Source organism: Drouetiella sp. (assembly GCF_059504425.1).
The window spans coordinates 1-13,030 of the sequence record NZ_JCACIN010000047.1 but is presented as its reverse complement, the minus strand read 5'-3'; the positions used below and the strand labels follow the sequence as shown (position 1 = coordinate 13,030).

Here is a 13,030-nt window from a genome sequence, read left to right as displayed (position 1 = left end):
TGTTCTACCGCCCGATTTGAAAAGTCGGCTGGGGGCGGGCGATCGCATCTGACATAAAATCCACGAGCTGCTGCTGATCCGCTAGCGCCACCTGAAAGTTTTGCCACATTTCTTCGATTGCCTTAGCTTTCTGATAACCAACCTGAGCCTGATCGTAGGCTCCTACGCCGTTAGCACAAGGAAACGAAGCCCAGATCGTGCAGCTCGTTTGTACAGAAGTCGTAAATTGCTCCACATCCACAGCGACTTTTCCCTCAGCATTCACGGAAGTGCCTGCCATCAGAGCCTTGTAACCTCCCATCTCTGTCCACAGGATGAGGCAGCCAATGTCCTGGTTTTGCGGATGGAATGCCGGGAGATCCGATCGCCAAACATGGGGATAGTCTTGGTGAAGCTTGTCCCAAATTTCGGAAGTAAACTGACAAGAACCTGCCGCATCCGATGTTACCTCATAAGGGGTTCCCCAGTTCAATGTCACCATTTTGCGGGGATGATCGTCAAAGGAATCAAAGGTTTCTTGCCCCAGAATCACCCTGTACGGACTAGCACCCAAAGGATTGGGATAGGTTCCCTCTGCGTAGTGGATCGCCCCCCTCAAGAAGGCGCGGACTGCCATCAGTCGCGCAGTATCAGGATACTGACTGAGGAAAGATGGTTGGAGTATGGGAAGCCGTTGCAGCAGCGGTAAAGGACTTAATTCCACTTGCGGAATAGTTGGTTGAGAAAGATTCTGAGAGACGTCTTGAAGCGGAAAGGGTTGGGAGACGGGCAAATTTTTCACTGGCGGCGCTTGGGCGCTTACCGGAAGCAGCGTAATCAGAACGATCGCCAAACCCATGCTCAACGAAAATACTACGGGTAGCGAGAAACCTCTGAATCGATCGCGTTTTACCCCCATAGGTATCTCCATTATTCTCTCAGCACCACACTAAAATCTTAATTGAAAAGACGTGAAAAATCTGGCGCTTGTGAGTATCATGAGTGGCTTGCAGATCTCCTGACGGCGACCCGTGCTTGCGTGCCTCACATCCTGTGCCCCCTATCTTGTGATTGAGTGACTGAGAACCGTGCAAATTCCTAGCTTCCCCGAATGTAGTCATCCGCTCATCAATGCTTTGAATCACTACAGCGATCAAGAAATGCTGACGTTGTTTCAGCGAAATCCTGACGCAGGTAAATACTTCACCGCAATTTTTTGTCGCTACAGCCCGATTGTCTATTCGCTGATTCGCCATTCGGTGCGATCGCCCGTTCAGGCTGACTACTTGTTTGCCGTGACCTGGCGGCACATTTATTACGAGCTAGGCGGACTCGATCTGCACGAACCTGCTGCGATCGAAGGCAAGCCCTTTACGCTACAAAGCTGGCTGATTAATATCACCGCAGTCTGTATCAATCGGATGGAGTTGCCTCCGGTAGAGTCGATTCACTATACGCTTTCAGAGGCATCGCCGCCGCTCTGGTGCTACCTTGAACAAGCCCTCGATCGCCTGATTCCGATTCATCGACTTATGGTGCTGATGGCACAAACCTTCCACTGGAGCGAAACTCGCATCGCGGCATATCTACAAGCCGAGGGCGAAATCGTCACTTCTGCGGAGGTGAAGCGGCGCTTGGATGAGGCATATCACGAGCTGGAAATAGCATTACCTGAAGACATTAGTGAAATTTATCTGGGGCAAATTCGTCAGGCAAGCTCTGAAGAAGACAGCTACAGCGATCTTTTCAGCCTTGATCCTCTGCTAACCGTGCATGAATAATAAAGATTAAAGTTTTCGATCGCTTCAATATCAGAACTCCTCGGTCTAGCGATCGAGAAAACATCAAATTAGATAATTTTTCCTAGACGTTTCATATTTTTTGCTTAAGCTTCTATTCTAATCTACGTATATTTAATCACCTAAAAATATAGGTCTATGTATAAACGTTGAGAAATTCTTAAAGAAATAGATCCTGAAAATCTTGCGCTTCTTCATTGAAACGCTTATGAGCAGATGACTTCAGCGGAAATGGGTTACTCCGTAAATCAAGCGAAGACATTTCTCAATAATTCCGTTACAAGTAGTAAAGATTACTACTCTCGTTGCTTAACCCGCCAATGAATACAAAACTTCTGACTGGTCTATTTGCAGCTGCCGCTCTCACCGGAGTGCTGTTCGAGGCAGCTCCCGCATCAGCCTTTTCCTGGAATAACTCATGGAGCCAATCGCCCATTCTCAGCGAAGCTCAAACCGGATTCAACAATGCTCCGTTTCAAGCTTTTGTTCAAACAGAGCGGATGGAAAAAGTGAATGTGGGTCAGTTCCTGCTCGATCCCACCAAGCTGAAGTTAAAGTCCGATTATGAGGTCAAGGTTCATTTCATTAACGAAGGAGCGGGTTACAGGAACCAGATTGCCTATGAGTCCACGGGCGCAACTCAGGGCACAGGTCTAGTCTTCAACGACGCTTCAGATGATGTGTTGAAGTACGGCGATGGCGTTAGCTTGGGAACCGTCAAGGGAGGCTCCCAGCTTGATTTTTGGCTGAGAGCAGATGGCAAAAACCGGGGGGATAGCGCCAACATCTTTGGCACAAGCACTGCTTCTAATGCTGACAAACTCCAGCATGTCTTTGCATCAGCCTACAAGAACTATCTCGTCTTGGGCTTTGAAGATCTCTATGGTTCGCTAGGCGCTTGGGGACAAGATGCTGCCACAGGCAAGTGGAATGAAAGCTCCGATCGCGATTTCAATGACACCGTTTTGGTTATTGACATTGGTGAGGAGAACATCAACGCCCTGACCTCCGTACCTGAACCCTCCATTACGGTAGGATTGCTGGGCATAGCGGCAGCAGGTCTGACTCGCCTACGTCGTCGCCAAAAGGAAGCTGTTGGCTAGAAGAAGGCTGGATAGACGATCGCTGTCCCTATGACATAAACCAGAGAGAGCGGATAATATCCGCTCTCTCTGGTTTTTTAAAGCACCTCTTTTTTTAAAGCACCTCTCGACCCAGATAAGGCTGCAAAACTTCAGGAACTTGTATAGTGCCGTTGGGCTGTTGATAGTTTTCCAGAATTGCCGCCATGGTGCGACCGATCGCCAGCCCGGAGCCATTTAGGGTGTGAACAAACTGAGTACCTTTTTTGCCAGTCTCTTTGAAGCGGATATTGCTACGACGCGCCTGGAAGTCCATGCAGTTAGAGCAGCTTGAAATTTCTCGGTATTTACCTGCCGAGGGCAGCCAAACTTCGATATCGTAGGTTTTGACTGCGGCAAATCCCAGATCGCCTGTACAAAGCGAAATCACGCGATAGGGAAGCTTCAGGGCTTGCAGAATGCTCTCGGCTTGCTTTAGCAGACTTTCATGTTCTTGCTCAGAGGTGTCGGGATGAACAAACTTAAACATTTCCACTTTGTTGAACTGGTGCAGCCGGATGAGTCCACGCGTGTCTCTGCCATAGCTGCCTGCCTCACGCCGGAAGCAGGGCGTGTAGGCGCAGTAGTGCAGAGGCAGCTCTTCAGCCGTGAGAATTTCATCTCGATAGAGGCTGTTGATCGCCACTTCTGAAGTGGGAATGAGCCAGAGGTCATCGCGATCGCACTTAAAAGCCTCTTCGGCAAACTTGGGCAACTGCCCTGATGCCGTCATTGACTGACTATTCGCCAGAAAAGGGGGAATCACTTCAGTAAAACCCGCCTGCGTGTGCTGCGCCAGCATGAACTGAATCAAGGCTCTCTCTAAAGCTGCGCCAGCCCCCATCAGAGCCACAAAGCGACTCTGAGCAATTTTTGTTGCCCGCTCAAAGTTCAAGATTCCCAGCTTCTCGCCAATCTCCCAGTGAGGCAAAATATCTGGATTTGTAGGAATATACTCATCGCCCCAGCGATGTAGCTCCACATTCTCGTCTTCGTCTTTGCCGATGGGTGTCGTTTCACCCGGCAGATTGGGCAGGGTCAGCAAGATTGCCTGAATCTGCTCTTTCAAGTCTTTCTCACGCGGCTCTAGTTCTGCCAGCTCTGCCTTGATCTGATTGCCTTGGTCGCGGAGCGTTTTCACCTCGGCATCGTCCGGCTTGGCTCCAGACTGCATCTTTTGACCCACCAGCTTGCCAATTTCATTACTGCGTGCCTGAAGCTGCGATCGCTCTCCCTCTAACTCTCGCTGTTGGCGATCGAGATCCAGAACGGGTTGAATGTCGTAACTGCCCGATCGCAAACTGAGACGGGCTTGAAATTGCTCTGGGTTTTCCCGTAGCTGCTTGAGATCAATCACGGTGGTTCCTTCGGCTCATTACCAAGTAGATCAGCTAGATCAGCATAACTTTTATAGGGGCGATCGGCGATGGATAATCTAGCGCTACGCGCTTAGATCTAATGAGTTATTTTTTGAGAGCCGCGCAGAGCGCGGCTCTCAAAAAATAACTCGTCCTAACTCAATTATGTAATGTCATATAGAGGTTTTATGGGTCTGAAAGAGCGGCTGAGAGGCGATCGCCCAGGCAAAAGCCATTTGACCACTCAAACGGTTCGGGTGATTTTGTCGAGTGTTGGTCTGCTCGGTTCTGATGTAGGCTGTAAGAAGAATCAAAGCTCTTGATTTGACATAATACTGGCTCTGCGTATAAAGGCTATGGACGATCGCTTACTACCCGCTATCTATCTCAGTATCCTAGTGATTTTGCTGGGAGGCGCAAGCTGGTTTCTATTTCGACAGGTTCTCAAAACCCGTCGGACTGAAACGAAGCTAGCTAAGCTTCAGAACAAGCTGAGTCAGGGCAAAGGTACGGCTCAGGAATACTATGAGCTGGGCGGAATTTTGCTAGACAAGCGCTTGTATAGTCAGGCGATCGCTCAATTTCAAAAAGCGCTCAAGGCAAAAGACTTAGAAGCTGGTGAAAATGCTGCCTTCATCTACAACGCTCTGGGATTTGCCTACGCAGCGCAAGAGCAGTATGACCTGGCTATTAAGCAATATAAAGAGGCTTTAGAGCGCATTCCTGACTATCCGACTGCGCTGAATAACATTGGTTTTGCCTACGAGAAAAAGCAGCTCACGGCTCAGGCGTTAGAATCCTACGAAGCCTCACTTCGGCTTGAACCCGGAAATGCAACCGCTCGACGACGGGTTGAGTCGCTGCGTAAGCGGCTAGTTTTGTCTCCATAATTTTGTCTCTCTACAGCAATCTCAAATGGATTGTGAGAGGTAATGCTTTTTCCATAAAAATTGCCTTTGAGTAGAGCTTGGGTACAACAGTTACGGCGAGATTAAGAATTTCGATCGCCTCCTAGGGAAATGTTAGGTTATATCCACAACGCTACAGGCAAAGCGAGTTTGAATTCGGTGAGTTTTCTATTTGTACTTGCGTAAGCTAATACCTGCGCAAGCTACGAGCGCCTCTACAAGAGAACTCACTGCTAAGCTCAAATCGCCGCGTACCAGCGTCAGGATTAACGTACCAATTCTGGCGAAACCCATGAAAGTTCCTCAAGTCCGCGATCGCGCTTCTGCTCAAATTCCCGATCGATTTGCCCGGTTTGCCTTATCGGTAGCAACTTCGTTTGCTGTGGTGGCGATCGGCTCCACAGTGACGGTTCCTGTTCTGGCTCAGGAGACTCCCAGATCTTCTAGCCTGATTGCTCAAGCGGCATCTGCTCCATCTGCTCCGATTCTTTCTCAAGTGCCGAGTCTTCAAGTCCGGACTACTGAGAGCGGGATGAGTCTCTCTTGGCTGCTAATTCCAGTAGGCGTGTTGGGGGGAGCGGCGATCGCTGCATCCTGTGCTGGGCTAGTCGTAATTAGTGAACGAGAAGTAGGGATCATAGTCAAAAAAGTCTCGTTTGCCGGGAAGCAACTGCCGCCAGGAAGGCTAGTAGCGCTTAACGGTGAGGCGGGCTATCAGGCGGATACGCTTGCTCCAGGCTGGCACTGGGGCTATTGGCCCTGGCAGTACAGCGTCCGAAAGGAAGCCGTCGTAGCCGTGCCTCAAGGCGAAATTGCTTTAATTGTTGCCAATGACGGCGACTCCATCCCCCTAGAACGAATTTTAGGAAAAGTCGTAGAGTGTGACAACTTTCAGAACGCCCGCGAATTCTTGACCAATAGCGGCGAAAAGGGACGGCAGATTGGGTTTTTAACAGCAGGCACCTATCGGATCAATACGGCTCTGTTTAAGGTGATCACAGCAGCCAACGCCAGCAGCCACGATATGCAACCAGAAGATCTGGCGGTCTACTCACTTCAGTCCGATAAGGTAGGCGTAGTCACGACTCTAGCGGGTGCGCCGATCGACTCAGGTGAAATTGCCGGACATTTAATTGCCAATCACGACAATTTCCAGAGCGGGCAGAAATTCATTGAACAGGGCGGACAGCGTGGCTTACAGCAGCAAATTCTGCTCTCTGGCTCTTGGAACCTCAACCCTTGGTTTGTCCGCGTTGAGCAGGTGCCCATGACCGAGATCCCAATCGGCTATGTGGGAGTTGTCGTCTCCTTTGTGGGCGATTCTGAAGATGATGTCAGCGGAGCCGCCTTTACCCACGGCAACTTGGTGAAAGTGGGCAACAAGGGCGTGTGGGTAGAGCCGCTCTATCCCGGCAAACACCCGATCAACACCCGCGTCATGAAAGTCGAGCTGGTGCCGACAATCAACATTGTGCTGAACTGGTCGAGCCGCACCGAGCGCCACAAGTACGATGCCAACCTGGAGGCGTTGAGAGTGCGATCGAATGACGGCTTTGCCTTTGATCTAGAAGTCTCGCAAATTATCCATGTTGGCGCACTCGATGCCCCCAAGGTCATTTCTCGCGTCGGCTCCATGCAAAACCTCGTGGATAACGTCCTAGAACCCAGCGTGGGCAACTATTTCCGCAACTCAGCCCAAGACTACACCGTGCTAGATTTCCTCAACGCCCGCAGCGAACGCCAGACCGAAGCGGCAGACTATATCAAAACCGCCCTGCGCAGCTACGACGTACAGGCGATCGACACCCTGATAGGCGACATTCAGCCCCCCGCCGAGCTGATGCAAACCCAGATCGATCGCAAGATGGCAGAAGAGCAGCGCAAAACCTTTGAAGTGCAGCAGATGGCGCAAGCCCAGCGGCAGATGCTCGTCCGCGAAACCTCCCTTGCCGACATTCAGCAAGAGCTAGTCAAATCCGAGCAAAGCGTCACCATCGCCGAGCTAAAGTCCAATGCCCAAATCAAGCACGCTACAGGCGAAGCCGAATCCATCCGCCTCAAGGCGCTCGGCGAAGCCTCGGCAATCCGCGAAACCGGAAACGCCAAAGCCGAAACCTACCGCGCCGGGGTCGAGGCTTTGGGTGAACACAACTACACCGCCATGCAGGTGATGCAGATTATCGGCGATCGCCAAGTACGCCTCATCCCTGACGTCATGGTGGGCGGAGCTAACGGCAGCGGCGGCGGACTCGTAGACGGCTTACTGTCGCTCATCCTCTGGAACCAGACTGGACACCAGCCCTTCGATCCTAAACAACCGCGGGTGCCTCTAGTGGATGCCCAGCCTCAACCCGTTAATGGTGCAGGAGATCCCGATCGCCACTAGATTTTCTTTGAAAGATTAACTGTGTCAACCTTTCAAAAAAACTATTCAAGAACGCCCCTGACACTCACCCATGCGTTCGCGTAGCGTTCCTGAAAGGAATAGCGCCCTCTGCATCTCATCCCCCATCTCGTGTGGAGGGGGTGTGGGGGACGCACCCGTCCCCTGCCGGGGGTTTGGGGAAGACCCCCAAGGCTGTTTGGCTTTTCTCCATGACCTACTGCACAAACCCTAACTGCCCAGCACCCCAGAACGCAGCAACAAATCCAACCTGTTACACCTGCGGTTCTTCCTTACGGTTAAACGATCGCTACTCCGCCCTGCAACTCCTAGGACAAAGCGCATCAGTACGAACCTATTCAGCGATCGACACTCAGCATCGCAACACAAAATGCGTCATCAAACAATTCTTGCTCCAGGCTGTCCTCACTCAAGAAGCGATCGCACTTTTCCACCAAGAAGTACAGTCGCTAAAAGCCCTAGGCGAACATCCACAAATTCCCAGCTTCATCGATGCATTTGAACAAGCCAACCAGCTTTATCTGATTCAAGAGTGGATCGAAGGTCATAATCTGGCGGCTGTTTTGCAACAACAAGGCTCATTTAGCGAATCCCAAATCTGGCAGCTTTTGACTGAGCTATTGCCCTTGCTTCAGTTCATTCATCAGCGTCAGGTGCACCAAGACATCAAGCCCGAAAATATTATTCAAACGCCAGAACATCTTTCCCTAGTGGATTTTGGACTAGCCATTGGAGTCGCTCAAGCAGAAACCCTAATCGGCAGTCCCGAATATGCCGCCCCTGAGCAGACCCAAGGCAAAGCTGTGTACGCCAGCGACTTATATAGCCTAGGCGTGACCTGCATCCATCTACTCACGGAGGTTTCGCCCTTTGACCTCTATGACAGCTTTAACGATCGCTGGATCTGGCGATCATACCTAGCCCGACCCGTGAGCGAGCGCTTAGCGAGAGTGCTGGATAAACTGATACAGAATACCTTGAATCTGAGGTTTCAGACCGCAGACCAAGCGATTCAAGAGTCGGGAATCAGAAAGACTGCTCGTAAGCTCAAGCAAGCTTCAAAGTCTCAAGCCCCGCTCTCTGCCCTACTGGCTCCGGGTGCCGTCAATGCGATCGCCCTTCATCACGCTGAACCCATTCTCGCCAGTGCCGACGATAAGACCCTTTGTCTTTGGGATATAGCGACCCGCCAGCGTCTAGTCACTCTGGTAAACAAAGGAACGCGATCGCTGATCTTCACCCTTGATGGCGCAAGACTTATCAGCGCTGGAGACGATAAAAAGATTCGGCTATGGGACTGGCGATCGGGCGAAGTAATCACCACATTCACAGGGCATACAGGCTCAGTGCGATCGCTTGCCCTCAGCCCCAATGGACAGATGCTCGCCAGCGCTAGCTGGGATAAAACGATTCGCCTGTGGGATTGGCGATCGGGTGAACTGACGCAGGTTTTGAAACACGGACTTCAGGTGACGGCAGCAGCTTTCAGCCCAGACGGACAATGGCTTGCGAGTGCAAGCTGCGATCGCACAGTGCGGCTATGGTCATTGGCTAAGCTTAAGCCTGACCAGCCCACCCTTCTTTCCGGTCATGCCTGGGCAGTGCTGACCGTCGCCTTTAGCCCAGATAGCCAAATTGTGGCGACAGGCAGCGAAGACAACACCGTGAAGCTGTGGGAAGTCCAGACCGGACGCTTACTTCAAACCCTAACAGGACATTCTTGGGCGATCGCCACGCTCAGCTTTAGCCCTGATGGAAGAACGCTGCTCAGCGGCAGTTGGGATAAAACAATTAAACTTTGGGATACTGCAAGCGGCACGTTGCAGACAACGTTAGAGGGACACACCGATTCCGTCCGTGCGATCGCGATTTCCCCATTCACATCGACAATAGGCTATGAGCTTTTCAGCGGCGGAAGAGATAAATTGATTTATCGATGGCATCAGCCGTAGGTAATCCACAAAAAATCATTACCTGTACACCACCCAACCGCGTAACCGTTCACGCTAGAAGCCTGCTTTTTGAGGCAAGACTCTACCCTTCAGTTTTTTGAGGTTCAGTTTTTTGAGGTTCGCTTTTTTGAGGTGCAGGCGAAGTAATCCAGCCTTGAACACTGTAGTAGTAGACCGTAAACAGAATTCCTGAAAAAATTTGCCCACCCCAAGGTCCATGCCAGAAATTAAACCAGTCCTTGCCCCAATAAACCACCGCGATCGCCAGCAGAACGATCCGCACAACATTGAACAGCAGCGCCAGCACAACGCCGATCGCCATCAGCCGAATCGTAGTCCAGTAGCTAAGCTGCAAAAGTAATCCCCCGATCAGCCCAGCGGCGGCAACCTTCAACGCCATGCTCAATCCATTGCATCCAGAATCGATCAAGACAGATTTAGCAGGATCTAAAGGAACCGATAACGATAGGAGCGCATCTTGAGCGGTGGCAGGTTGCCCAAAAACCTGAAACACTAAACTGCTGATCCAAGCCATGGAGCTGCCTAATAGATTCAGCGTTAAAACATGGTCTTTAATGATTGCATAGTCTGGATATTGGCTAATCATCACAAACACCGTTGGCAACCAGAACCGATGGAAAAACGCAAATCCCCAAGTGCTCCAAACCATGCTGAGGAGAATAAGCATCCAGGTTAGAGTCTGCATCTCAAAAGATGATTGGCAAACCGCAAACGCCCCTGCCCCTCCCAAAATCAGCAGCTCTCCTGTAAATTGTTCTTCCTCATAGCTTTTTAGCGAATTGAGAGCATGGCGATCGCGCCAGAGCAAGGTTAGCCCTACGCAGAGAAACCCAATATTAAAAGTTGGCGTGGAAGAGCCTTCTAAGGACGTTGCTAGCAAAGAACCTGCCCAACGGGAAAGATAGACCAGCCCGATCGCCAGCCCGCAGGTGATAATGCGATTGTGATTTGTTCGGAAACTGAGTTGCAAAAGGCTGAGGCAGTGCTGATATCCCTGCCCTATAGATTTGCTCATGCCGTTATTATCTGTACGTGATGTTTGAGCGCGATCGTCGCATCCTTAAGATCTGGATGGACGAATCCCATATTGTCCTAAACCAATCAATGCCAGACCTACTACCAAGAGATTGCCGGAACCAGAAAAGCTGGTTTTCAAGGTTCCTGTTTGGGCATTTTGTTTGGCTGATTCAGCTTGACTTTCGATATTTTGAGTGGCTTGCTGTAGCTTCTCTGGCGTAATTTGAGCCGCTAGCTGAGGATTCACTTTGGCTTGATTAATTTGGGTTTGGATCTGCTGTTGCTGAGCGCTGATTGCCGCTACTGTTTGCTTCTGCAATGCCAAACTATCCCAAATCACCCAAATGCCTGACAAGATGAATGCCGCGCCCAACACCAGACAGGAGAAAGCCAGACGCTTGCGCCAAGCGGTCAGGTCAATGATGCCGTATATCAACAGCGCGATACCAAAAAGCAGAATAATGCTGCGATCGCCCAATTGCTGAAGGAATCCTACTCGCCAAGCCAGGTTACCCAACTGAAGCGGAAAAGTCATGACTAAGATATCTAAAACAAATCCTGTTAAACAGGCTAGCCCCACGATTTGACAAAGCGGTTTGGGGTTGGGAGAACTGATGCGCTGATTGGTCTGAAGGGTAGTCATAGGAAATTTTCTAGGTTAAATGGGTGAAACACCCTGATCGATGTGCTTATTCTTAAGAGCAGAGACAAATGCTCTCCTCTTAGATCTCTAGAGTTAATTGCTCAAGAGAGTTAATTGCTCAGGAACTCGGTTCTCTGTTTACGCCGCTTGTGCCATGCAGCAATACCCATACCAAGGAGTCCAGGAAGCAAGGCAGGAGTAGGAATAGGGGTAGGAGGCGCGATAGGGTTAAAGCTGAGTTGGGAAATGTTTGCACCGGTAGTTGGAGAAGGCGCTCCATCTGAGGTAAAGCGGAATGCAGAAAGAGTCGAGTTGCTAAATAGCCCAGAAACATCGAGACCTGAAGGCTGAATCGCGGGAAAAAAACCAGAGAGTGATAGAGAAACCACTCCTAATGAATTCCCTCCAGGCGCAAAGCCCTCAAAATTAAAACTCGCGTTACTGGTACCTCCACTTACAAAAATAAAAGAGGAAAAAAGTGACACGTTAGATGCACCATCCGGCGAAAACTGAAAAAGAGCAGATTCTCCTAGATCAATAGCTTGATTGGTATTACCTACAACCCCTAAGCCACTAAAGAAACCACCACTCGTAATGTTGAGGGTGTTTGATCCGGTTACAGTAAGGCCATTTTGGCTGAACTGTGGCGTTGTCAAGTTACCCTGATTTCTGAAGTCAACCGTAGCGGCTGTGGCAGGGAAAGCAGCCGTCAGCGTTGCCGTGGTCAATAGTCCTAAAAGGGCATGATTTTTCAGTGACATGAAATTCTAATCTCTATCTCTAAAGGTGAATCGTCGTAAACAGAGATAAATGCATGTTTAGCAGTGGTTTGAGAATATCAACTTCACACAGAGCCGCAAATCCTTTTCGCAGGAACATTTTGGCAAATGACGAAGTGGAGATACCCCTTCAGAGAAAGAAGGATTAAGTCAGCAGCTCGAAAGCAGCAATTGTTAACTCAAAAACAATAATTGCTTACTTGTAAAGCTGTGATCCCTCACTCAAAAGTAGTAATCGTTAACTCAAAAAATCATCGATTTCTTAGCTTGCGCTATTTTCAGCTTGCGCCGCTTTACGCTTGCGCCATGTAGCAATGCCCATGCCAATTAGACCGGGCAATACTGCTGGAGTCGGAATGGCAGTGCTGGTGTACTGAGCATTGCTTAGCGATACGGTTGAACTGCCGTTAAAGTCGCCTACATCTACGATTCCCAGGGCTAGATTGTAGGTGCCCGGAGTGGCGAAGACATATTGAAAAGGACTGTTTATTCCTGGAGCCGTATTGAGAGTGGTTATGGCTCCATTGGCTGAGAAAAAGGCGTAGTCAGAAAATACAGTGTCATTGGTGTTGAAGATCGAGTTGAAGCTGAAGCTATCGCCTGCTGCTGCATCCACTGTGTACCTGATGGCAGAGCCTTCGTATGCCAAGGGGAAAACGGGGTCTGGATCGAGGGAGCCGATCGGTACACCAATGAAGTCTTCTAATCCGCCCACAGTTCCTACAGGACCTGCAGGAGTGCCTGAAACGTTGAAGCTGCCAGAGGGCAGAGGAAAATCATCATCTTGAAGCCCATCAGTGCTGAGGTCAGCGGTAGTAGGAGTGGGCAGCACATCTCCAAAAGTGTTCCAGTCGCTAAAGTTTGTGATGCTGGCAGCTTGAGCAGGTGCAGTGAGAGTCAGGCTGCCGATGCCGATCGCTCCTAGCAAACTAGTTGTGAGCGCAAACCGTTGAACTAAGGTGGAGGTTGTCATGAGTTTGGTTATTTTGATTGATGTATAGAACCCATTTGAGATCTTAAGAAGATGCTGCAAGCCTCTTCACCATTAG

12 protein-coding genes are annotated in these 13,030 nt (G+C 50.1%); 6 read left to right on the top strand and 6 right to left on the bottom strand.

What is annotated here, in order from left to right:
- Positions 1-4: 4 nt before the first annotated feature.
- On the bottom strand, positions 5-910 hold the full coding sequence (locus AC5JMP_RS12205; protein ID WP_495851744.1) for a lysozyme family protein: 906 nt from the start codon (positions 908-910) through the stop codon (positions 5-7).
- Positions 911-1,067: 157 nt separating this feature from the next.
- Between AC5JMP_RS12205 and AC5JMP_RS12200 the strand changes: the two genes are divergently transcribed.
- Positions 1,068-1,760 carry an RNA polymerase sigma factor gene (locus AC5JMP_RS12200; RefSeq protein ID WP_495851743.1) on the top strand — a complete coding sequence of 231 codons (693 nt, stop codon included), beginning with the start codon at positions 1,068-1,070 and terminating at the stop codon, positions 1,758-1,760.
- 338 nt (positions 1,761-2,098) lie between these two features.
- Entirely contained in the window at positions 2,099-2,881 is a 783-nt protein-coding gene (locus AC5JMP_RS12195) for a PEP-CTERM sorting domain-containing protein (RefSeq protein WP_495851742.1), read from the top strand.
- A gap of 94 nt (positions 2,882-2,975) precedes the next feature.
- On the opposite strand, the gene serS is transcribed toward AC5JMP_RS12195, so the two are convergent.
- The gene (serS, locus tag AC5JMP_RS12190) at positions 2,976-4,256 is read right to left on the bottom strand and encodes a serine--tRNA ligase (protein ID WP_495851741.1); all 1,281 of its coding nucleotides are present in this window, start codon (positions 4,254-4,256) and stop codon (positions 2,976-2,978) included.
- 171 nt (positions 4,257-4,427) lie between these two features.
- Here serS and AC5JMP_RS12185 point away from each other — a divergent pair, with 171 nt between their 5' ends.
- The 4 genes from AC5JMP_RS12185 to AC5JMP_RS12170 all read left to right on the top strand — a co-directional run bounded on the left by AC5JMP_RS12185 (position 4,428) and on the right by AC5JMP_RS12170 (position 9,521).
- Positions 4,428-4,580, top strand: coding sequence for a hypothetical protein (locus tag AC5JMP_RS12185; RefSeq protein ID WP_495851740.1), 153 nt, complete (start codon positions 4,428-4,430; stop codon positions 4,578-4,580).
- Between the two features lie 33 nt (positions 4,581-4,613).
- On the top strand, positions 4,614-5,147 hold the full coding sequence (locus AC5JMP_RS12180; RefSeq protein WP_495851739.1) for a tetratricopeptide repeat protein: 534 nt from the start codon (positions 4,614-4,616) through the stop codon (positions 5,145-5,147).
- Between the two features lie 310 nt (positions 5,148-5,457).
- Positions 5,458-7,551 (top strand): SPFH domain-containing protein, encoded by a 2,094-nt coding sequence (locus AC5JMP_RS12175; RefSeq protein WP_495851738.1) that lies wholly within the window; start codon positions 5,458-5,460, stop codon positions 7,549-7,551.
- A gap of 209 nt (positions 7,552-7,760) precedes the next feature.
- Positions 7,761-9,521, top strand: a complete 1,761-nt coding sequence (locus AC5JMP_RS12170) for a protein kinase domain-containing protein (protein ID WP_495851737.1) — start codon at positions 7,761-7,763, stop codon at positions 9,519-9,521.
- Between the two features lie 82 nt (positions 9,522-9,603).
- Here AC5JMP_RS12170 and crtC read toward each other — a convergent pair whose 3' ends face one another.
- The 4 genes from crtC to AC5JMP_RS12150 all read right to left on the bottom strand — a co-directional run bounded on the left by crtC (position 9,604) and on the right by AC5JMP_RS12150 (position 12,954).
- Complete coding sequence (crtC, locus tag AC5JMP_RS12165) at positions 9,604-10,557, bottom strand: cyanoexosortase C (RefSeq protein ID WP_495851736.1); 954 nt, start codon at positions 10,555-10,557, stop codon at positions 9,604-9,606.
- 45 nt (positions 10,558-10,602) lie between these two features.
- The gene (gene hpsJ-C, locus AC5JMP_RS12160) at positions 10,603-11,202 is read right to left on the bottom strand and encodes an HpsJ-like protein, cyanoexosortase C-associated (protein WP_495851735.1); all 600 of its coding nucleotides are present in this window, start codon (positions 11,200-11,202) and stop codon (positions 10,603-10,605) included.
- A 110-nt stretch (positions 11,203-11,312) separates the two neighbouring features.
- Positions 11,313-11,963, bottom strand: a complete 651-nt coding sequence (locus tag AC5JMP_RS12155) for a PTPA-CTERM sorting domain-containing protein (RefSeq protein WP_495851734.1) — start codon at positions 11,961-11,963, stop codon at positions 11,313-11,315.
- 280 nt (positions 11,964-12,243) lie between these two features.
- Positions 12,244-12,954: a PTPA-CTERM sorting domain-containing protein gene (locus AC5JMP_RS12150; RefSeq protein WP_495851733.1), complete on the bottom strand. Its 711-nt coding sequence runs from the start codon at positions 12,952-12,954 to the stop codon at positions 12,244-12,246.
- Positions 12,955-13,030 lie beyond the last annotated feature (76 nt).

Excerpts from the sequence above, each read along its gene's own strand:
- AC5JMP_RS12150 (WP_495851733.1), bottom strand. The coding sequence starts at position 12,954 with ATGACAACCTCCACCTTAGTTCAACGGTTTGCGCTCACAACTAGTTTG.
- AC5JMP_RS12205 (WP_495851744.1), bottom strand. The coding sequence starts at position 910 with ATGGAGATACCTATGGGGGTAAAACGCGATCGATTCAGAGGTTTCTCG.
- AC5JMP_RS12170 (WP_495851737.1), top strand. The coding sequence starts at position 7,761 with ATGACCTACTGCACAAACCCTAACTGCCCAGCACCCCAGAACGCAGCA.
- AC5JMP_RS12180 (WP_495851739.1), top strand. The coding sequence starts at position 4,614 with ATGGACGATCGCTTACTACCCGCTATCTATCTCAGTATCCTAGTGATT.
- AC5JMP_RS12175 (WP_495851738.1), top strand. The coding sequence starts at position 5,458 with ATGAAAGTTCCTCAAGTCCGCGATCGCGCTTCTGCTCAAATTCCCGAT.
- AC5JMP_RS12195 (WP_495851742.1), top strand. The coding sequence starts at position 2,099 with ATGAATACAAAACTTCTGACTGGTCTATTTGCAGCTGCCGCTCTCACC.
- crtC (WP_495851736.1), bottom strand. The coding sequence starts at position 10,557 with ATGAGCAAATCTATAGGGCAGGGATATCAGCACTGCCTCAGCCTTTTG.
- AC5JMP_RS12185 (WP_495851740.1), top strand. The coding sequence starts at position 4,428 with ATGTCATATAGAGGTTTTATGGGTCTGAAAGAGCGGCTGAGAGGCGAT.
- hpsJ-C (WP_495851735.1), bottom strand. The coding sequence starts at position 11,202 with ATGACTACCCTTCAGACCAATCAGCGCATCAGTTCTCCCAACCCCAAA.
- AC5JMP_RS12155 (WP_495851734.1), bottom strand. The coding sequence starts at position 11,963 with ATGTCACTGAAAAATCATGCCCTTTTAGGACTATTGACCACGGCAACG.